The following is a 17,978-nucleotide window of genomic DNA, read 5'->3' as shown; positions in this document are numbered from 1 at the left end:
CGGGCCGGCCGTCAGTACGGCCGGCCCGTGACGACCGCGGTGACGGTCGTGCCGGGGGAGAAGGCTCCGGTGGCGGTCAGGGCCTCCAGGGCCCAGAGGAGCTTCGCCACGTAGATGCGCTCCACCGGGACGCCGTGGCGGGCCTCGAAGTCCGCGGCGAAGGCCTCCAGGGGCCGGGGGACGCGGGCGTAGCCGCCGTGGTCGTAGCCCTCGGCCAGGGTCCAGGAGCCGACCGGGCCCCCGAAGGCCGCCGCCTGGAGGGAACGTATCTCCGCCCCCAGGAAGCCCCCCGCCAGGACGGGGACGCCCAGGGCCGACTGGCCGGGGGCCAGTCCCGCCGCGAGGCCGGCCAGGGTGCCGCCCGTGCCGCAGGCCACCGCGGCCACGTCGCAGAGGCCCCGCAGCTCGCGCCCGAGCTCCGCGCACCCGGTGAGGGCGAGGGCGTTGCTGCCGCCCTCGGGGACGACGTACGCGTCGGGGGCTCCGGCGGCGGCCAGCAGCCGGGCCAGGACCTCCGGCTCCGCCTTGCGCCGGTACTCCGCGCGCGTGACGAAACACAGCCGCATCCCGTCCGCCGCGCAGCGGGCGAGGGAGTCGTTCAGAGGGCGGTCCGCGAGCTCGTCGCCCCGGACGAGGCCCACCGTCTCCAGGCCGAGGAGCCGTCCGGCGGCCGCCGTGGCCCGGAGGTGGTTGGAGTAGGCGCCGCCGAAGGTGGCGAGGCGGCCGTGGCCGGCCGCCAGGGCCGCCCGGAGGTTCGGCGCGAGTTTGCGCCACTTGTTGCCCGGAGGGTACAGGTCCACTGGTCCAAACAGATCCGTGTCCCACGGAATGGTGCTGTGGATCAGGTCGTCCCGCTTCAGCAGCAGGCGGACGCCGTGCCGCTCGAACCGCTCGTCATGGATCTCCTGCAATGGGGACGGCGGGCGCGGCTGCAAGAGCACGTCAAGGTTCGCGGGGCGGTTCACCCGTCCATTGTGGGGCGCGCCCGTCCTCGCCGTCGCACGTCAGAGCCCCGCCCACACGGTTCGGGTCGTGTGAGCGGGGCCGAAGCCGGCGCGCTGGACTGCCTTGCTCGCCGTCGCCCAGCGGGCCGGGGTCTACGCGTCGCGGCTGACCCGGGCGTGATCGGTGAACACGCGCCGGAACAGGTCGTGCCCGGTCCGCCCGGCGTGCCGGAGCGCCCAGTCCTGCGGCCCTTCCTGTTCGTCGTGCGAGCCCGACTCGGCTCCGCAGCCTTCGGCGACGCAGAACGCCTCGTAGGTCACCCCGCCCTCTGGGGCGTGCCGGATGGTGTGGGGGACGTAGCGCAGCACGGCGCGGGTCATCGGCTCACCTTCGTGTGGGGGTGCTGACGGATCTCGACGTTGCAGTCCACGACCCCTGACAGGTCCCGAAGCCGGTAGCACTCCGCGCGCTGAACGACCAGGGCCGCACACACGTCGCACGTCGGGTCCGTCGGATCGGGATCGGGCACCGGAAACGGATCACGCTGTTCGACCTGCTGCCACAGTCCCCGCACCATTCCGGATCCCTTCGTATCTCGCTGGTACCGGGATCGTCGCCGTGGTGATCAGGACGGGGGAACCTCGTACGTTTCCCACTTCGGGACGTCCCACGACCTGTAGAACGTCCCTATGCAGAACGAGCGGTTAAGGGCCCTTATGGCATCCGGCGGCTGGACCCATGCGTCGCTGGCGAGCGCCACGGGCGTTGATCCGAAGAGCGTCGAACGCTGGGTCAACCTGGGACGCACCCCACGACGGGCAACGGCGCTGTTGGCTGCCGAGACACTGGGCGAGGACGTCCACGCACTATGGCCGGCGCTGAGACAGGCCCGTGCCGCGCGGGCCGTCAGTCCCGAACTGGTGGCGCTGTACGACCAGCGAGCGGACCTTCCCGTTTCCGTGTTCGTGGACCTGCTGACGTCAGCTCGCGAGCGGATCGACGTGCTGGTCTACGCAGCGGTGTTCCTGCACGAGGCGTATCCCCGCCTGAACGAACTCCTTCGGGAACGTGCGGCCGACGGCTGTACGGTCCGGATCGCCATCGGTGACGCGGACAGCGAGAACGTCAGGCAGCGTGGACAGGAAGAGAGATTCGGGCACGGCATCGAATCCCGCTGCCGTCTCGCCCTCATGCACTACCGACCCTTGGCCGACATTCCCGGCATCGAGCTTCGAACGCACGACACGACCCTCTACAACAGCCTGTACCGGGCGGATGACGAAGCCTTGATCAATGCCCACGTCTGGGGTGTGAACGCGTACGGTGCGCCCGTGTGGCACCTTCGCCGCCACGAAGCCGGGGGCATGTTCGACACCTACGCCGAGAGCTTCGATGCGGTGTGGGAGACGGCCCGTCCCGTGGAGGAGTGACCGATGGCCCGGACCGAGTACTACGACGATCCCCACGCGCCCGCGCCGAACAGCATGGTCGTGGCAGCCTCCGCCGTCGTCACGGACGACCAGGGCCGCATCCTGCTGCAACGGCGCCGCGACAACGACCTGTGGGCCCTCCCCGGCGGCGGGATGGACCTCACGGACTCCCTCCCCGGCACGGCCGTCAGAGAGGTCAAGGAGGAGACGGGCCTCGACGTGGAGATCACGGGACTGGTCGGCACCTACACGGACCCGAAGCACATCATCGAGTACAGCGACGGCGAGGTCCGCCGCCAGTTCAACGTCTGCTTCACGGCCCGCATCACCGGGGGCACGCTGGCGATCTCGGACGAGAGCACGGAACTCCGCTTCGTGGAGTCGGCTGAGCTGGGGGCCCTGCCCATGCACCACACCCAACGCCTGCGAGTACAGCACTTCTTGGAGAGCCGCCCCGCCCCATACCTCGGCTAGCGGGCTCTGGCAGGTTCCAACAAGGCGTTGGAGGGGCCTTCCCGCGGTCGTTCTCGGGCCCTCGGCCACGCGTTGCCGCTGGCCAGACCACATGTAGGCGCTCAAAAAACGGGCGTACACCCAGGGCGTTTCTGTCGTGCTGGGGCCGGGATCGCTGGGAGCCGTGCCACCTGAACTTTGACGCTGCCCTACCCCCCTGCGGTGGTTCGGTGGTTCTAAGGCACTTTTGGTTTTCCTTATAGGTTTCTATATGCATACAGAAAAAGCCCAAGAATCACCGAACCACCGCACACGCCTTGCCGCCGTCCTCAGGCCGAGCCACCCAGTGCCCGGTACAGCGTCGCGCGGGAGACCCCGAGCGCCTTGGCGATGGCAGTGACGCTATCCCCTTTCGCGCGGCGGGCCTTGGCAGCAGCGAGCTTGTCCGCGTCCATGACCACCGGACGTCCGCCGGTACGCCCCTGAGCGCGGGCAGCGTCCAGTCCGGCGCGGGTGCGCTCCTTGATCAAGCTCCGCTCGAACTTCGCCATGGCGCCCACCACCTGAAGCATGAGCCGCCCGTCCGGGGTGTTCGGGTCGATGCTCGCCAGCGCGCCTGTCAGCACCTTGAAGCCGATCCCACGGGCAGCGAGCGAGTCCACCAGCGTCACGAGATCGATCAGCGAGCGAGCGAACCGGTCCAACTTCACACGCACAGGGTGTCCCCAGGACGCAGGTAGTCCAGAGCGGCAGTCAGCTCCGGGCGGTCGGTGTTCTTGCCGCTCGCCTTGTCCGTGAAGACCCGGGCGCAGCCGGCGTCCGTCAGCGCGCCGTGCTGCAACTGCGCTTCCTGTTCGTCGGTAGAGACTCGCGCGTATCCGATCAGGTGACCTGAGGTCGTCGTCATGTAGGGATAGACTCAGAACTCATCTCAAGACATCAAGGGTTCCCGAGCTGTTCTGAGACGGGTTTTGATCCCGACGATGAGCGCCCCGGGGGTTCTGTGGCGGGTGCCTCGCAAACCATCGTTTTTGAGATGTTCGCAATTGTTGGTGTGCTGCCGCCCGCAGGCTGGCAGCATGCGGGTGCATGACAATGAAACCGGAGCGCGTGACTGTCCAGGCCGGCGCAATAGGGCACCTGATGCGGTGGCTGACTGCTGTTGAGCTGCAAGCTGAGCGAGTGTGCGCCCCTCCGCCGTTCGCGAACCCTGTCGGTGACACGCCGCCAGCTTCTGGCGCAGGGTTGGCTCAGGAGGCAGATGCTCTGCTGTTCGCATCCGCGTTGCGGGACTTCCTGAGGGCCGCCGACCTCATCAAGTGGACCGTTGATGGAACCGTCGCCACCAGTCCTGTAGACAAGGCTCTTCACTCATTCGAACTTGCCGTGCCGAACCTCAAGGACATTCGGGACGTTCTGGAGCACTTTGACGCCTACGAGAAGGGGCAAGGCGACTTCCAGAAGGCGGCAGTGAAAGGGGGCCAGGATGTCTGGACCTCTCGCATGTTGGTTGACCCTCGCGACGGCAGCCCCTTGTTGTTCCTAATGCCGGGCGACGGACAGAAGTGGACCCTGGATGTCCGTACGTCAACTGTAGCGGCGCAAGTGCTTTACGCATCGATTCAGAAGGCGCTTCTGGACCACCCGATGGGCTAAAGCGGCAGGGTTTGCGGGACATGCGCTAAGGGCTTGCAGAGAATCAACTTGCTCTCGAACACCTTGCCTGAGCTGCGATGTCAAGAGTGCGGCCACGCAACTTATTGTTCTGAAAGCCCTAAGGGCTGTCCCGTAAAGATCTTTGAGTCGGTAGGCCGTGACCGGCTCCTGCCCACTCGGCTTGCCTGTCGGCCGAGTGTGAGGTTGTGCAGGTGGGCGGTTCCGTTCATTGCGTTATGGACGCCGTCACCCTTCAATCGGCAGTCTCGGAGGATCTTCCAGATCTTCATGCGGGCGAAGGCGTGCTCGACACGGGCGCGGACCTGGCGGTGGGAAGTGTTGTGCTCTTCCTTCCAAGTCGGCAATTCGCTCTGCCCGCGCGCGGCGGTGCGGGATGACCAGGCCGGTGCCTCGGTGGCCGCCGTCGGCGATTACGGTGGTGCGGCCGACTGCGTCCTTGGCTCCGGACAGCGCCCACGCCTTGCAGTCGTTGCGGTTGCCGGGCAACGGCCGGCCGACCACGACGACGCGTCGGGTGTCGGCGTCAATGACGACCTGGTGGTTGGTGGAGTATCGGTAGTCCTTCGACTGCTCGGCTCTCTTGCGTGCTCATGGCAACAACACTGGACTCCTGCGCTTGGCCCCCACGTCCGACTATCCAACGGGCTCAACGTTCGGCACCAAGCTCCATCGACGTCATCCGGACGGACACCCGCCCCAATTTTCCCGGCCACGGGCGGGACCGACAGGGCCCGGGATGACTATCCAGGAAGGCTCCGACGCCGTAATCACACCAGACACCGCAAGATCTTTTCACGGGCCGCAGTGCCGGCCTGCGGGCAGTCAGGAGGGACATCGCTGCGGTGCCACAGCCCTGAGCAGACACTCGCGGTCGTCCACGCTGATCAATCCGTCCGGAAGGGTCCCCTCCTCCAGCAACGCGTGCAGGTCGGAAGCGTGTGAGGCGAAGGCAGCCCTGCACCACTCGCGTTCCGGGTGATCGCAATCCTTCCCGAACATCATCACCTGGCGTTCATCGTCGGCGTTGACGGGCAGAGACAGTTCCGCGGCAAGGACCAAGAGTTCTACCAGGTCGGGCCGCACCGCGATGTCAGGGACAGCTGCCAGGCGGATCAGGAAGGGTAGGACGGCCGGCATCACGGCGCTCACGTGGAAGACGTTGTTCATCAGGACGTTTTCCAGTACGGGCAGAGCCGCGGGGCCGGATACCTCATCCAGGAGACTGCGGAGCAGGACCGGGATCCCGGCAGGGCACCCGGGAATCTGCGACCAGTCGACATCCGTGCAGCCCAGCAGTGCGGGGTGGTCGCATGCAGCTCGCTCCATCTGTGGATACTCGCGGAGGAACCGGGAAACGGCAGCCTCTTTGACCGCCGCATCTATCACACACATCTCTCTGCCCCTGCCCTCACGACTTCGCCCCGAACGGCGTCCGCGAAACTCTTCCCGGGGCAGGCACCAAACGCAAGTGCCAGGCCATTAGCCTCCACCTCCCGCCCTGAGGTAGTGGCGCCCCAGCCCGGCACTGGATTTCGGGACAGCCCTTTGACGGAGCTTGGATCAACACGATGAGACCCTGGTTTGCGCCCACTCCTGTACGGCGAGCGTGTCGTGCGCCATGGCTGACACGTCGCGTGCCGTCTGTTGCGCCTCGCGAATCCACTCAGACATCGGGTCCTCATCCAAGACCTTCTGGAGTCTCTGACGGGCAGCCTCGGGTTGCCCCATGAGAGCTGCTGCTACGCCAGCGTTGAAGTTCTCCCAGAGATAGCCGGACCGGTCAGGCCGTTGCAGTAGGCATTCTGTGACCTTGTCGAGACCGGAGAATCGAGATCGGATGTCCTGCACATGTTGGGCGGCTTCAAGGGCCAGGGCATCGGCCACAGCAGTGAACTGCTCGTCGCTTCGGAAGTCCTCCGTTGGCCGCATCCCTTCGGCGAAGTCGAAGGCCAAGTGATCGAAGTCTTGCCAGAGCCACATAGCCCCGATCGTTAGTCCACTGCCCTGGCTCCAGCGCGGTGAAGGTTCGAACGTGTCGAGTACGTCGCCCACCTGCCGCATGCCACGACGGCTCAGGCGGTCCAGCTCCCACACCAGGAGGTGGCGGACCTCGCCGACGACCACGGCGGCAATCGCCTTGTCGAACTTCTCGCGCGTGACGCCGGCCTTGAAGGCCGACGCCTCGTCTGTCCAGACCTCCCGGACGGTCAGTCCTTCGCGCTGTGCCCGGTCCCTGAGGTCGCGTTCGTGCGCCTTCAAGGTGTCCTTGTTGTCCTGCAAGGTGCGGCGCAGGTAGAGGTCACACAACTTGGCCGGGTCGGTCGCTATGCCCATGAGAGTCACCCTAGGTTGGGGCGATCACGGGCCAAACCGATTATTTCTGCTGGTCAGGCCCGCAAACACCAGTGGGTTTACTCTCGGGGAGCTCCGGGTGCACGAGGTCGTCCCGCTTGAGCAGCAGCCGCACGCCGTGCCGTTCGAACCGCTCGTCGCGGACCTCCCGTACGGGGGAGGGCGGGCGGGGGTGCAGGAGGGCGTCGCGGCCGGCGGGGTGGTCCACCCTCCCATTGTGGGCGGCGGCGGCCCCGCCGCCGCACGCGGGAGCCGCGCCCGCACCCGTGGGAAGGGCGGGCGCGGGGCGGGGGCGCGGGACGGGCTACTTCAGGCGCTCCGCGACGCGGTCGCGCAGGGACTGCATCGTGAACCCCCTGGGGTCGATCTTGCCCGGCTGCCATTCGAGGTGGCCGATGACCGACGGGGACGTCCAGCCGTGGAACCGGCAGACGGCCGCCGCCGCGCGGGCGATGGCGTCCAGCTGGACGGCCGGCCAGGGGTCCTCGCCGTCGCCGAGGTTCTCGCACTCGAAGCCGTAGAAGTAGCGGTTGCCGTCGGTGTCGGCGCGGTGGGCCGGGGGGAGGCGCCGCTCGGCGATGACCGCCGCCAGGACGTCGGAGTCGCCGGCGCCGGCGTGGTTGGCGCGGCCGTAGCCGACGAGGTGGACGCGGCCGTCCTTGGTGATGACCCCGTGGCAGAGGGGACCGGGCAGGGCCCGGTCCCCGTCGCGGCAGAGTTCCACGGTGTAGGAGGCGCCGCTGGTGACGGTGTGGTGGATCATCACCCCGTGCACCGGCCCCCATGGCCCGCGGTGGTTGCGGTTGTGTACGCGCCAGTTCCCGACCTCGACGACGGTCAGGCCTTCGGCGCGCAGGGCGTTGATGAAGCGGTCCGCGGACATGGGTGCGGACATGGCCGCCTCCCTTACGGTACGTGCTCGGTTCGTTACGTACCGGTGTAGTGGAGGTGGCCCTTCCGCGACTAGGGCGTGTTTCGGCCAGTCGTCACACCGAGGCGAGCCAGAGGTCCGGTCCGAAGACCTCGTAGTGGATGTCGGACGCCGGGAGGCCCTTGGCGATCAGCTGCTCGCGGACGGACCGCATGAAGGGGAGCGGACCGCAGAGGTAGGCCTGGGTGCCGGGGGCGACGGGGATGCCGGCCAGGTCGAGGAGCCCGGTCTCGTCGCCCGGCTCGGCGTCGGACTCGTACCAGAAGCGGGCCGAGGCGTCGGGGAGCTTCTGCGCCAGGGCGCGGTGGTCGGAGCGCAGGGCGTGGTCGGCGGGCGTGCGGTCGGCGTGCAGGACGGTGACGGGGGCGGGGTGGCCGGTTTCGGCCAGGTGCTCCAGCATCGAGAGCATCGGGGTGCAGCCGATGCCGGCGGAGGCGAGCAGCACCGGTGCGGCGGAGTCCCGCAGGACCAGGTCGCCGTACGGGGCCGAGACGCGCAGGGTGTCGCCGGTGCGCACGCGGGTGTGGAGGTGGTGGGAGACCTCGCCGTCGGGGCCGCCGGTGCCGTGGACCCGCTTGACCGTGATGGCGCGGACGGCGGAGCCGGGGGAGCCGGAGAGGCTGTACTGGCGGATCTGGCGCGCGCCGTCGGGCAGTTCGGTCTGGACGGAGACGTACTGGCCGGGCTTGAAGCCGGGGGCGGGGGCGCCGTCCGCGGGGGTGAGGTGGAAGGTGGTGCAGTCGGCGGTCTCCTCGATCCGCGCGGCCACGGTCCACTCCCGCCAGACGTCGCCGGCCAGGACCTGCTGTTCGGCGTAGAGGCGCTCCTCGATGGCGATGAGGGCGTTCGCCATCAGCCAGTAGACCTCGTCCCAGGCCTCGGCGACCTCCGGGGTGACGGCCTCGCCGAGGACCTCGGTTATGGCCTCGAAGAGGTGCAGGTGGACGACCGGGTACTGCTCGCGGGTGACGCCGAGGGACGCGTGCTTGTGGGCGATGCGGCCGAGCATCACGTCCGGGCGGGTGTCCGGGTGCTCCAGGAGGTGGGTGGCGAAGGCCGCGATGGAGCCGGCGAGGGCCTGCTTCTGGAGGCCGGCGTTCTGGTTGCCCCGGTTGAACAGGTCGCGCAGGAGCGCCGGGTGGGCCGCGAACAGCTTCTCGTAGAACAGCTCCGTGATGTCGCCTATGGCCGCCCCGACGGCGGGCAGGGTGGCGCGTACGGTCGCGGCCGACTTCTCGGACAGCATGGGTGCTCCTCGCGTGGGTCGTTAATTGGTATGTGAGGTTCGTATTTAAAGTTGCGGCGGAGCCCTCCGCCGGGTGCGGAGGTCCGTTCGGGGCGGGTCTAGGGGGTCGGCCTCCCGGCCGGGCCGCGGGCGGCGCCCGCGATGCCGAGCAGGACGGGGCCCGTGGGGGCGGCCACCAGCTCGTCGACCGTGAGCGGGTCCAGTGCGGCGAAGAAGGCCTCCTGGGCCCGGCGCAGCGCGCCGCGCAGGACGCACGCCCCGCGCAGCGGGCAGGGGGTGGCGCCTTCGCACTCCACCACGTCCCCCGCGCCCTCCAGCTCCCGCACCACGCCGCCCACCGAGGCGACGCGTCCGGCCGCGGTGAGGGCCAGCCCGCCGCCGCGGCCGCGCCGCGCCTCGACCAGGCCGAGGTGCTGGAGTCGGGCGACCACCTTGGCGGTGTGGGTGTACGGAACCTCCATGGTCGCCGCCACCTCGCGGGTGGTGGGGAGTTCCGCGTCCTCGACCGCCAGGCGCATCAGGACGCGCAGCGCCAGGTCGGTGAATCGGGTCAGCCGCATGGCGGTAGCGTAGAAAAAATGGCATCGAAGATGCAAGTTAATGATGCGAACCCTGGCGGATGCCCAGCCGGGCCCGGAGTAGTCCCACCCTTTTGTGTAATGGTCCGACCGCGCTGCGTGCTGAAAGGCTTCTCCACCGCAGACCATGGAGTGATCGAAAGGCGAAGACATGTCGGTCCAGGCGGGCTCCGAAACCGAAGCCCAGACGCCGCAGCGCAGTCTCGGAACCGCGGCCGCGCGGAACTTGGCCAGCACCACCAAGTCCGCCCCGCAGATGCAGGAGATCACCTCGCGGTGGCTGCTGCGGATGCTCCCGTGGGTCTCGGTGCAGGGAGGCACCTACCGCCTCAACCGCCGCCTCAGCTACTCCGTCGGCAACGGCATCGTGGAGTTCGTCAAGACGGGCAGCCGGGTCCAGGTCATCCCCGCCGAACTCGGCGAGCTGCCCCTGCTGCGCGACTATGGCGACGAGGAGGTCCTCACCGAACTCGCCGCGCGCTGCCGGCAGGTCGACTTCGAGGCCGGCCAGGAGCTCACCTCCTTCGGCAGCCCCGCCGACCAGGTCTTCCTCCTCGCCCACGGCCGCGTCGACCAGATCGGCCCCGGCCTCTACGGTGACGACGCCGTCCTGCGCACCGTCGCCGACGGCGCCTACTTCGGCGAGGACGCCCTCACCGACGACGAGGCCATCTGGGAGTACACCGCCCGCGCCGTCACCCCGGGCACCGCCCTCGTCCTGACCCGCCGGGACTTCCGGCTCCTCGCCGACCGCGCCGACTCCCTGCGAGCCCACCTCGACCGCGAACGGGCCCGGCCCGAGCGCAACGCCAACCAGTACGGCGAGGCCGCCATCGACCTCTCGGCCGGCCACCACGGCGAGGCCCTCCTCCCCGGCACCTTCGTCGACTACGAGGCCCGCCCCCGCGAGTACGAGCTCTCCATCGCGCAGACGGTCCTGCGCGTCCACACCCGCGTCGCCGACCTCTACAACCATCCGATGAACCAGACCGAGCAGCAGCTGCGGCTCACGGTCGAGGCGCTGCGGGAGCGCCAGGAGCACGAGATGCTCAACAACCCCGACTTCGGCCTGCTCCACAACGCCGACTACGACCAGCGCATCCAGCCCCACGACGGCGCGCCCACCCCCGACGACTTCGACGCGCTGCTCAGCATGCGCCGCGACTCCGACCTCTTCCTCGCCCACCCCAAGGCCATCGCCGCCTTCGGCCGCGAGTGCAACAGGCGCGGCCTCTACCCCGAGACCGTCGACGTCGCCGGGACCCGGGTGCGGGCCTGGCGGGGCGTCCCCCTCTTCCCGTGCGACAAGATCCCGGTCAGCGACGCCCGTACGACGTCCATCCTGTGCATGCGCACCGGCGAGGAGAACCAGGGCGTGATCGGGCTCCACCAGCCCGGCATCCCCGACGAGATCGAGCCGAGCATGTCGGTGCGCTTCATGGGCATCAGCGAGCAGGCGATCATGTCCTACCTGGTCACCGCCTACTTCTCCGCCGCCGTGCTCGTCCCCGACGCGCTCGGCGTACTGGAGAACGTCGAGATCGGCCGCCGCCGCTGATGGCCGCGCAGACCATCGCCGCCGGCGAGGGGCAGGAGGCGGCCGCCCTGCTGGAGGGCACGAAGGAGACGGTCGACCCGGAGCTGCGCCGTGCCGTCGAGAGCCTGCCCGGCCCCACGCGCCGCGTGGCGATGTACCACTTCGGCTGGGAGTACGAAGACGGCAGCCCGGCCGCCGTCGGCGCGGGCAAGGCCATCCGCCCGGCTCTCGTCCTCGCCTCGGCGCGGGCCCTCGGCGGGCCCCGCGGCAACCCGGAGTCCCTCCTCAGGGCGGCGGCCGCCGTGGAGCTCGCGCACAACTTCACGCTGCTCCACGACGACGTCATCGACAACGACTCCCGCCGGCGCGGACGGCCCACCGCCTGGGCCGTCTTCGGGATCCCGGACGCCCTCCTCGCGGGCGACGCCATGATGGCCCTCGCCCTGCGGATGCTCGCCGACGACCCGCACCCGGCCTCGGCGCGCGCCTCGGCCCGCCTCGCGGCCTGCATCGTCGAGCTGTGCGCGGGGCAGCAGGCGGACTGCGCCTTCGAACGGCGCGCGTCCGTCTCGCTGGAGGAGTGCCTGGCCATGGCCACGGCCAAGACCGGCGCCCTCCTGGGCTGCGCCTGCGCGGTCGGCGCGCTGTACGCGGGCGCCGGCCCGGAGGAGGTCGAGGCGATGGACGCCTTCGGCCGGGAGGCCGGCCTCGCCTTCCAGCTGATCGACGACCTGATCGGCATCTGGGGAGACCCTGGGCACACCGGCAAGCCCGCCGGGGCCGACCTGCTCGCCCGCAAGAAGTCCCTCCCGGTCGTGGCCGCCCTCACTTCGGGCACCGAGTCGGGGGAGGAACTCGCGGCCCTGTACGCCGGCCCCATGACCGGGGAGGACGACGTACGGCGGGCCGCCCGGGCCGTGGAGCGGGCCGGCGGCCGGGACTGGGCGCAGGCGCACGCCGGCGACCGGATGGGCCGGGCGGTGCAGGAGCTGTCCCGCGCGGTGCCGGACGTGGCGGCGGCGGGCGGCCTGCTGTCGCTCGCGGAGTTCGTGACGCGCCGCACGAGGTAACAGGGGGAGCGGGGGAGGCCTGTTCCGGCACCGCGGGGGTGCCGGAACAGGCCTTTTCGCGCGCTCGGACCAACTCTAGGATCGCTCGCGGTAGTTGACGCGAGTGAAGGGTGTGACCTGTGGTGCTGGAGATACGCCAGGCGGATCAGTCGGACCGGGACGCCGTCGCGCGCCTGCTGGACGAGACCTTCCGCAGCGACCCGGTCAGCTCCTGGGTCTTTCCCGACCCCGTGCACCGGGCCGCCGTCCACGGCAGGTTCCTCGGCGTCTTCGTGGACGTCGCCCTGGCGGAGGGTCGGATCGACTACGCCGCGGACGGCTCGGCGGCCGCGCTGTGGCTGCGGATCCCGGCCGGCGATCCGGAGGGCGGGGCCGCCGAGGACGACGTCCCGGCGAGGATGCGCGCGGTCGCCGACCCCGGCAACGAGCGGTGCGAGCTCGTCGGGCGGCTCACCGGGGCGGTCCACCCCACCACCGAGGAGCACGAGTACCTGCTGATGATCGCGGTCGCACCCGGCCGGCAGGGCGAGGGGCTGGGCACGGAGCTGATCCGGCCGGTGCTGGAGCGCTGCGACCGGGACGGGGTCCCGGCGTACCTGGAGGCGAGCAGCGAGCGGAGCATGCGCCTGTACGAGCGGCTGGGCTGGGAGTTCACCGGCGAGACGGTGCAGCTGCCGGACGGTCCGCCGATGTGGCCCATGTGGCGCAAGCCCCGGGGGTAGGGGGCCCGAGTCCGCGCGCGACCCCTTGCCTAACCACTACAGCTGAAGTACTTTAACTGTCGTGCCTCGATGCGGTGGCACTTCCCCGACGGAAGAGATCTCGCTTGCGCAAGCTCACGTACTTCATCGCCACCACGGTCGACGGGTTCATCGGAGCCCCGGACGGTGATGCCGATTTCATGTACGCCCACGTCGACCAGGAGTTCCTCGGACACCTGATCGCCGAGTACCCGGAGACCATCGCCGCCGCCGGCCGCGCCCACCTCGGCCTCGCCGGCACGGCCCCGAAGCGCTTCGACGCGGTGATCATGGGCCGGGGCGCCTACGAGCCGGGCCTCAGGGCCGGCATGACCAGCCCGTACGGCCACTTCCGCGAGCAGTACGTCGTCTCGCGCTCCCTCACCGAGGCCCCCGACCCCGGGGTGCAGCTGATCGGCGGGGACATCGCCGCCGAGGTCCGCGAGCTCAAGGAGCGGGACGGCCTGGGCATCTGGCTGTGCGGCGGCGCCGACCTCGCGGCCCAGCTGGTCGACGAGATCGACGAGTACATCGTCAAGACCTACCCCGTCGTGGCGGGCACCGGCATGCCGATGTCCCGCGCCGGCTTCGGGGTGCGCCCGCTGGAGCTGACCGGCTGCACCGCCTTCGGCGGCGGCCAGGTCGTCACCTCGTACGACGTCAGGCGCTGACCGGCCGGACGCGCGGAACCGGCCTACCGTGGAGGTATGGCCGGTGAACAGCAGCGGTACGAACACGTGACGGTCGCCCCGCAGGCCGGGCACGAGCAGAGGATCTGCCCGGCCTGCGGGAAACCCGTGGAGACGGTGGTCCGCCGCCGCAAGTCGCTGGGGATCTTCATTCCCGAGTGGGGCCCCGGCCCCTGCCGGAACGCGGACTGTCCCCGGAGCGCGCCCGCGGAGGGATGACCCTCCGCGGGCGCCGCCCGTTCACGGGGGGCCCGAGGGCCCCCGGACCCGTGCGGGGCCTCAGCCCTTGGTGCCCAGCCCCGAGCCGACCAGGCCGTTCGCCCACAGCTGGTTGACGCGCGAACGCTCGGTGCTGTTCGGGTAGGCGTTGGTGCACGAGGTGCCCGGGCCGCCACCCGACATCAGCTCGCTGCACGGACCCGAGTAGTGGTCCGGCAGGCCCAGCACGTGCCCGGTCTCGTGGGCCGTCACGCGGGTGGAGTTGTACTGCTGGTTCTGGGCGTAGTCGAGGAAGATGTATCCCCGTCCGTGCCCGTCCGTGCTCGCGTACGAGCCGCGGGAGTCGTTGCCCTCGTAGTACGAGAAGTTCCCGCCCGAGGCCACCTCCTGCAGCTTCACGTTGGCGACCGAACCGTTCCAGATGCGGGTCGAGTTGGCTATCTGGGTGCGGAAGCTGGGCGCGTTGCGGGTGTTGTAGGTGACCGTGACGACGGCCGTGGCGCTCGGGTTCGCGGCACGCTGCTCGGCGACCGCGCGCTGGACAGCCTCGAAGAACGCCTTGTTCGCGGCCTGGTTCTCCGGCGAGCGCTCGTACGCGGCGTAGCTCGCCGGGCTGCCGCCCGCCGGGGTCGCGGCCGTGGCCGTCGGGACGACGCCGGCGAGGACGGCGACGACGCCGAGTCCGACGGACGCGGCGGACAGCATGGTCCTGCGGGAGTGGCGCATGTGGGGGGCTCCTACTCGTTGGTGCGGTGGGGGGTGGAGAGGACGTCCGGTACCGGAGTCTGCGGGAGCCGATGGGGGCGGCGGATGATGTCAGAGGCCGATAACACCGCCCTATCGGGGGGTTTCGGTGAGATTTACCTTGGTCAACTAGCGTGAGAATGGCGGGATTCGGGGGGCTATAGGCGGCTGGTGCGGCCCCCTGGGCCCGCCTACCCTCGGGTCATGGAGCTCGAGGTGAGGCACCTGCGCGCGCTGTGCGCCATCGCCGACGCCGGCAGCCTGCACAAGGCCGCCCGGCAGCTCGGCGTGAGCCAGCCCTCCCTGACGACGCAGCTTCGCCGGATCGAACGGGCCCTGGAAGGCGAGCTGTTCCTCCGCGAGCGCACCGGCTGCCGGCCGACTCCCTTCGGGCGTACGGTCCTCGGGCGGGCGAGACCGCTCCTCGCCGAGATGGCCGCACTGGTCGCCGAGGCGCGGGCCGCCGCGCACGGCCCGCGGCTGCGGATCGGCTCGACCGCGAGCCGGGCCCTGCCGGGGTGGCTGCGCCGGCTCCACCGGCGCGCACCGGACACCGAGACCACGCTGGTGGTCGACGTCTCGGCGAACGCCCTGCTGCGGATGACCGCGGCCGGGCAGCTGGACGTGGCGTTCGTGCACGAGGTGGAGGGCAGCCCGCTGCGGGTGCCGGACGGGCTGGAACTGCGGGTGCTGATGGAGCGCGAGCCGCAGTTCGTGTCCATGTCCCTGGACCACCCTGCCGCACGGTCGCCGGTGGTGGAGTTACAGGACCTGGCCGGGGACCGCTGGACGGTGGACCCCTCGGTCGACGGTGAATGGGACGGTCTGCGGCGGGTGTTCGCGCGGGCCGGCCTCACCCCGCAGGTCCTGCACGCCGACTATCACACGGCGGCGTCGCTGATCGTCTCCGGCGAGGCGGTGGCGCCGTGCCAGCCGACGTCGGGCCCGCGGGAGGACATGGCGATCCGCCCGCTGCTGGGTGACCCCCTGGCGGTCCGCCTGCTGCTGGCCACCCGCCCCGGGGAGCATGCGGAGGCCTACGACGACCTCCGCGCCGCCTACCGCGAGGCGGCCCTGGGCGCCCCGCCCTACCGTGCGTGGCTCTCGCGGCAGGGGAGTCCCCTGCTGGTGGCTTAGGGCCCGCCGTCGCCCCGCGAGCCGTCGGGGGCGACACCGCCCAGGTGTCCCCCGGTCCAGTGGGTCCCGGGCGGCCGTCCCGGTCCGCCCTGCCGGAGCTCCGCCCGCCCCCACCCCCGCCTCCGCCCCACCCCCACGTCCGCCCCCGCCCCGTGAGGACGCGCGGGCGGCCTGTGGCGTGCTTGACTTCCCCCAACCGCGATATATCGTGTTCTGAAGAAGACGCGATATGTTGCGTGCGTCAGTCCATGAGGAGGAGCAGCACCATGCCTGAGCAGATGACCTGGTCCGTTCCCGCCCCCCAGCGGCTCGCCTTCGAGCAGCCGGTCACGGACCTGCGTGTCCGCGTCGTCGCCGGCACCGTCAACGTCGTCGCCGCCGAGGACGGTCCCGCCCGTCTGGAGGTCACCGAGGTCGACGGGCCCCCGCTGCACGTGGTGCAGGAGGGCGGCACGCTGACGCTGTCCTACGAGGACCTCCCCTGGAACGGTTCCCAGGGCTTCAGGAAGTGGATCGAGAACAAGCCCTGGAAGGCCTGGTCCGGATCCTCCTCCGAGGGGCGCAAGGCCTGGGAGCGCAGCGTCACCGTCACCCTGACCGTGCCCGCCGGCACCACCGTCCAGCTGGCCACCGTCAGCGCCACCGCCTTCGTCTCCGGCATCTCGGCCGCCACCGAGGTCAACGGGGTCTCGGGCGACGCCACCCTGGTCGGCCTCTCCGGGCGGGTCAGGGCGCACACCGTGTCCGGCAGCGTCGAGGCGCAGTCCGTCACCGGTGAGCTCGGCTTCCACTCGGTCTCCGGCGGTCTGACCGTCGTCGACGGCGCGGGCGGCAGCGTGCGGGCCGACTCCGTCAGCGGCGACATGCTCATCGACCTCGCCCCGCACGGCGCGGGCCCCAAGCCGGTGGACATCTCCCTCAACTCCGTCTCCGGCCAGGTCGCGATCCGCCTCCCGCATCCCGCCGACGCCAAGGTCGAGGCCAACACGGCGACCGGCAGCGTCTCCAACGCCTTCGAGGACCTGAGGGTCACCGGACAGCTGGGCGCCAAGCGGATCACCGGCACCCTCGGCACGGGCTCGGGCACCCTGCGGGCCACCACCGTCTCGGGCTCCATCGCCGTGCTGCGCCGCCCGCAGGCCGACGGCGACGCCGCCGCCCCCCTCCAGCTCGACAAGAAGGTGCTCTGACATGCCGCCCGTCTTCGCCCACGGCCGCCTCCGGCTCTACCTCCTCAAGCTGCTGGACGAGGCGCCCCGCCACGGGTACGAGGTGATCCGCCTGCTGGAGGAGCGCTTCCAGGGGCTGTACGCGCCCTCCGCCGGCACCGTGTACCCGCGGCTGGCGAAGCTGGAGGCCGAGGGGCTCGTCACGTACGCCACCGAGGGCGGGCGCAAGGTGTACTCGATCACCGAGGCGGGCCGGGCCGAACTCGCCGACCGGGGCGGGGAGCTGGCCGACCTGGAGCTGGAGATCCGCGACTCGGTCTCCGAGCTGGCCGCCGAGATCCGCGACGACGTCCGGGGCGCCGCGGGCGACCTGCGGCGTGAGATGAGGGCCGCCGCCAGCGCCTCGGCGACCCCGGTCGAGGACGAGTCCTGGAAGGCCGCCAAGGAGGAGCTCCGCAAGGCGAAGCAGGAGTGGAAGGAGCAGGCCCGCCGGGCGAAGGACGAGAGCCGCCGGGCCCGCGAGGAGGCGCAGCAGGCCCGCCGCCAGGCCAAGGAGGCCCAGGAGCGGGCCCGCGAGGAGGTCCAGCGGATCGCCGCGCAGCTCCAGGAGCAGTTCAGCAGGACGGGCGGGATGATCGGCAGCCTCGCCGGGGCCTGGCTGGGCAACGGCGGCTCCACCGCCCCGGAGGCGCCCGCCCCTCCGGGGCCGGCCGGCCGGTCCTGGGCCGGGGACCTGGAGCCCACCGCCGACCCGGCCCGCGACCTGGACCGGCTGCTGGACCGCTTCCGGGACGACATCCGCGACGCGGCCCGCGACCACGGGGTCACCCCGGCCCAGCTGTCCGAGGCCCGGGCCCACCTGGCGGCCGCGGCGGCCCGCATCGAGGCGAACCTGCGCCGGGGGGCCTAGGTCAGGCCGCGAGGACCGTCTCCACCCGCGCGTACGTGACTCCGTGGTCCGCCGGGACCTCGGAGACCACGCCCGGGCGGGAGACCAGGGCCAGGAGCAGGTGAGGGGTGCCGATGTGGCGGTCCTTGCGGCCCAGTGCGATGCGCAGGGA

General features: G+C 70.7%; 20 protein-coding genes and 3 pseudogenes. 11 read left to right on the top strand and 12 right to left on the bottom strand.

The window, feature by feature from the left end:
- Positions 1-11: 11 nt before the first annotated feature.
- Both ACFY15_RS02480 and ACFY15_RS02475 read right to left on the bottom strand, forming a co-directional pair.
- Positions 12-965: a 1-aminocyclopropane-1-carboxylate deaminase/D-cysteine desulfhydrase gene (locus ACFY15_RS02480; protein WP_390824899.1), complete on the bottom strand. Its 954-nt coding sequence runs from the start codon at positions 963-965 to the stop codon at positions 12-14.
- Positions 966-1,097: 132 nt separating this feature from the next.
- Positions 1,098-1,325 (bottom strand): hypothetical protein, encoded by a 228-nt coding sequence (locus tag ACFY15_RS02475; RefSeq protein WP_390824898.1) that lies wholly within the window; start codon positions 1,323-1,325, stop codon positions 1,098-1,100.
- A 309-nt stretch (positions 1,326-1,634) separates the two neighbouring features.
- Here ACFY15_RS02475 and ACFY15_RS02470 point away from each other — a divergent pair, with 309 nt between their 5' ends.
- Positions 1,635-2,375, top strand: a complete 741-nt coding sequence (locus ACFY15_RS02470; RefSeq protein WP_390824897.1) for a DUF5919 domain-containing protein — start codon at positions 1,635-1,637, stop codon at positions 2,373-2,375.
- A gap of 3 nt (positions 2,376-2,378) precedes the next feature.
- Positions 2,379-2,849, top strand: coding sequence for an NUDIX domain-containing protein (locus tag ACFY15_RS02465; RefSeq protein ID WP_390824896.1), 471 nt, complete (start codon positions 2,379-2,381; stop codon positions 2,847-2,849).
- Positions 2,850-3,157: 308 nt separating this feature from the next.
- On the opposite strand, the pseudogene ACFY15_RS02460 reads toward ACFY15_RS02465, so the two are convergent.
- Positions 3,158-3,735: pseudogene (locus ACFY15_RS02460) on the bottom strand (recombinase family protein).
- Positions 3,736-3,917: 182 nt separating this feature from the next.
- On the opposite strand from ACFY15_RS02460, the gene ACFY15_RS02455 reads away from it, so the two are divergent.
- Positions 3,918-4,484: a hypothetical protein gene (locus ACFY15_RS02455; RefSeq protein ID WP_390824895.1), complete on the top strand. Its 567-nt coding sequence runs from the start codon at positions 3,918-3,920 to the stop codon at positions 4,482-4,484.
- Positions 4,485-4,585: 101 nt separating this feature from the next.
- On the opposite strand, the pseudogene ACFY15_RS02450 reads toward ACFY15_RS02455, so the two are convergent.
- The 7 genes and pseudogenes from ACFY15_RS02450 to ACFY15_RS02420 all read right to left on the bottom strand — a co-directional run.
- A pseudogene (locus ACFY15_RS02450) lies at positions 4,586-5,081 on the bottom strand (transposase); the annotation flags it as partial.
- Between the two features lie 246 nt (positions 5,082-5,327).
- On the bottom strand, positions 5,328-5,891 hold the full coding sequence (locus ACFY15_RS02445; protein WP_390824894.1) for a hypothetical protein: 564 nt from the start codon (positions 5,889-5,891) through the stop codon (positions 5,328-5,330).
- Between the two features lie 174 nt (positions 5,892-6,065).
- Entirely contained in the window at positions 6,066-6,839 is a 774-nt protein-coding gene (locus tag ACFY15_RS02440; protein WP_390824893.1) for a recombinase family protein, read from the bottom strand.
- Positions 6,840-6,915: 76 nt separating this feature from the next.
- A pseudogene (locus tag ACFY15_RS02435) lies at positions 6,916-7,050 on the bottom strand (1-aminocyclopropane-1-carboxylate deaminase); the annotation flags it as partial.
- A 111-nt stretch (positions 7,051-7,161) separates the two neighbouring features.
- Positions 7,162-7,752, bottom strand: coding sequence for an N-acetylmuramoyl-L-alanine amidase (locus ACFY15_RS02430; RefSeq protein WP_390685286.1), 591 nt, complete (start codon positions 7,750-7,752; stop codon positions 7,162-7,164).
- A 91-nt stretch (positions 7,753-7,843) separates the two neighbouring features.
- Complete coding sequence (locus ACFY15_RS02425) at positions 7,844-9,034, bottom strand: globin domain-containing protein (RefSeq protein WP_390685287.1); 1,191 nt, start codon at positions 9,032-9,034, stop codon at positions 7,844-7,846.
- Positions 9,035-9,132: 98 nt separating this feature from the next.
- Positions 9,133-9,594: an RrF2 family transcriptional regulator gene (locus ACFY15_RS02420; protein ID WP_390685288.1), complete on the bottom strand. Its 462-nt coding sequence runs from the start codon at positions 9,592-9,594 to the stop codon at positions 9,133-9,135.
- 169 nt (positions 9,595-9,763) lie between these two features.
- On the opposite strand from ACFY15_RS02420, the gene ACFY15_RS02415 reads away from it, so the two are divergent.
- The 5 genes from ACFY15_RS02415 (at position 9,764) to ACFY15_RS02395 (ending at position 13,867) form a co-directional block, all read left to right on the top strand.
- Entirely contained in the window at positions 9,764-11,170 is a 1,407-nt protein-coding gene (locus tag ACFY15_RS02415; RefSeq protein ID WP_390685289.1) for a family 2B encapsulin nanocompartment shell protein, read from the top strand.
- Positions 11,170-12,219: a family 2 encapsulin nanocompartment cargo protein polyprenyl transferase gene (locus ACFY15_RS02410; protein ID WP_390685290.1), complete on the top strand. Its 1,050-nt coding sequence runs from the start codon at positions 11,170-11,172 to the stop codon at positions 12,217-12,219. The genes ACFY15_RS02415 and ACFY15_RS02410 overlap by 1 nt, the downstream gene beginning before the upstream one ends.
- A 119-nt stretch (positions 12,220-12,338) precedes the next feature.
- The gene (locus tag ACFY15_RS02405) at positions 12,339-12,941 is read left to right on the top strand and encodes a GNAT family N-acetyltransferase (protein WP_390685291.1); all 603 of its coding nucleotides are present in this window, start codon (positions 12,339-12,341) and stop codon (positions 12,939-12,941) included.
- Positions 12,942-13,045: 104 nt separating this feature from the next.
- Entirely contained in the window at positions 13,046-13,630 is a 585-nt protein-coding gene (locus tag ACFY15_RS02400) for a dihydrofolate reductase family protein (RefSeq protein WP_390685292.1), read from the top strand.
- Positions 13,631-13,666: 36 nt separating this feature from the next.
- The gene (locus ACFY15_RS02395; protein WP_390685293.1) at positions 13,667-13,867 is read left to right on the top strand and encodes a hypothetical protein; all 201 of its coding nucleotides are present in this window, start codon (positions 13,667-13,669) and stop codon (positions 13,865-13,867) included.
- A 60-nt stretch (positions 13,868-13,927) separates the two neighbouring features.
- Here ACFY15_RS02395 and snpA read toward each other — a convergent pair whose 3' ends face one another.
- Positions 13,928-14,593: a snapalysin gene (gene snpA / locus ACFY15_RS02390; protein ID WP_366452537.1), complete on the bottom strand. Its 666-nt coding sequence runs from the start codon at positions 14,591-14,593 to the stop codon at positions 13,928-13,930.
- A gap of 222 nt (positions 14,594-14,815) precedes the next feature.
- On the opposite strand from snpA, the gene ACFY15_RS02385 reads away from it, so the two are divergent.
- The 3 genes from ACFY15_RS02385 to ACFY15_RS02375 all read left to right on the top strand — a co-directional run bounded on the left by ACFY15_RS02385 (position 14,816) and on the right by ACFY15_RS02375 (position 17,827).
- On the top strand, positions 14,816-15,748 hold the full coding sequence (locus tag ACFY15_RS02385; RefSeq protein WP_390685294.1) for a LysR family transcriptional regulator: 933 nt from the start codon (positions 14,816-14,818) through the stop codon (positions 15,746-15,748).
- 266 nt (positions 15,749-16,014) lie between these two features.
- On the top strand, positions 16,015-16,938 hold the full coding sequence (locus tag ACFY15_RS02380; RefSeq protein WP_390685295.1) for a DUF4097 domain-containing protein: 924 nt from the start codon (positions 16,015-16,017) through the stop codon (positions 16,936-16,938).
- Position 16,939: 1 nt separating this feature from the next.
- On the top strand, positions 16,940-17,827 hold the full coding sequence (locus tag ACFY15_RS02375) for a helix-turn-helix transcriptional regulator (protein ID WP_390685296.1): 888 nt from the start codon (positions 16,940-16,942) through the stop codon (positions 17,825-17,827).
- A gap of 1 nt (position 17,828) precedes the next feature.
- Here the strand turns inward: ACFY15_RS02375 and ACFY15_RS02370 are convergent, their stop codons facing one another.
- Positions 17,829-17,915, bottom strand: a complete 87-nt coding sequence (locus ACFY15_RS02370) for a hypothetical protein (protein WP_390825037.1) — start codon at positions 17,913-17,915, stop codon at positions 17,829-17,831.
- Between the last annotated feature and the right edge of the window lie 63 nt (positions 17,916-17,978).

It is taken from the genome of Streptomyces sp. NPDC001373, from assembly GCF_042895815.1.
GTDB lineage: Bacteria > Actinomycetota > Actinomycetes > Streptomycetales > Streptomycetaceae > Streptomyces.
The sequence above is the reverse complement of the archived record's forward strand: the minus strand, read 5'-3'. Positions and strand labels throughout refer to the sequence as shown.

Coding starts and splice junctions, on each gene's coding strand:
- ACFY15_RS02475 (WP_390824898.1), bottom strand. CDS start 1,325: ATGACCCGCGCCGTGCTGCGCTACGTCCCCCACACCATCCGGCACGCC.
- ACFY15_RS02470 (WP_390824897.1), top strand. CDS start 1,635: ATGCAGAACGAGCGGTTAAGGGCCCTTATGGCATCCGGCGGCTGGACC.
- ACFY15_RS02465 (WP_390824896.1), top strand. CDS start 2,379: ATGGCCCGGACCGAGTACTACGACGATCCCCACGCGCCCGCGCCGAAC.
- ACFY15_RS02455 (WP_390824895.1), top strand. CDS start 3,918: ATGACAATGAAACCGGAGCGCGTGACTGTCCAGGCCGGCGCAATAGGG.
- ACFY15_RS02440 (WP_390824893.1), bottom strand. CDS start 6,839: ATGGGCATAGCGACCGACCCGGCCAAGTTGTGTGACCTCTACCTGCGC.
- ACFY15_RS02430 (WP_390685286.1), bottom strand. CDS start 7,752: ATGTCCGCACCCATGTCCGCGGACCGCTTCATCAACGCCCTGCGCGCC.
- ACFY15_RS02425 (WP_390685287.1), bottom strand. CDS start 9,034: ATGCTGTCCGAGAAGTCGGCCGCGACCGTACGCGCCACCCTGCCCGCC.
- ACFY15_RS02420 (WP_390685288.1), bottom strand. CDS start 9,594: ATGCGGCTGACCCGATTCACCGACCTGGCGCTGCGCGTCCTGATGCGC.
- ACFY15_RS02415 (WP_390685289.1), top strand. CDS start 9,764: ATGTCGGTCCAGGCGGGCTCCGAAACCGAAGCCCAGACGCCGCAGCGC.
- ACFY15_RS02410 (WP_390685290.1), top strand. CDS start 11,170: ATGGCCGCGCAGACCATCGCCGCCGGCGAGGGGCAGGAGGCGGCCGCC.
- ACFY15_RS02395 (WP_390685293.1), top strand. CDS start 13,667: ATGGCCGGTGAACAGCAGCGGTACGAACACGTGACGGTCGCCCCGCAG.
- snpA (WP_366452537.1), bottom strand. CDS start 14,593: ATGCGCCACTCCCGCAGGACCATGCTGTCCGCCGCGTCCGTCGGACTC.
- ACFY15_RS02385 (WP_390685294.1), top strand. CDS start 14,816: ATGGAGCTCGAGGTGAGGCACCTGCGCGCGCTGTGCGCCATCGCCGAC.
- ACFY15_RS02380 (WP_390685295.1), top strand. CDS start 16,015: ATGCCTGAGCAGATGACCTGGTCCGTTCCCGCCCCCCAGCGGCTCGCC.
- ACFY15_RS02375 (WP_390685296.1), top strand. CDS start 16,940: ATGCCGCCCGTCTTCGCCCACGGCCGCCTCCGGCTCTACCTCCTCAAG.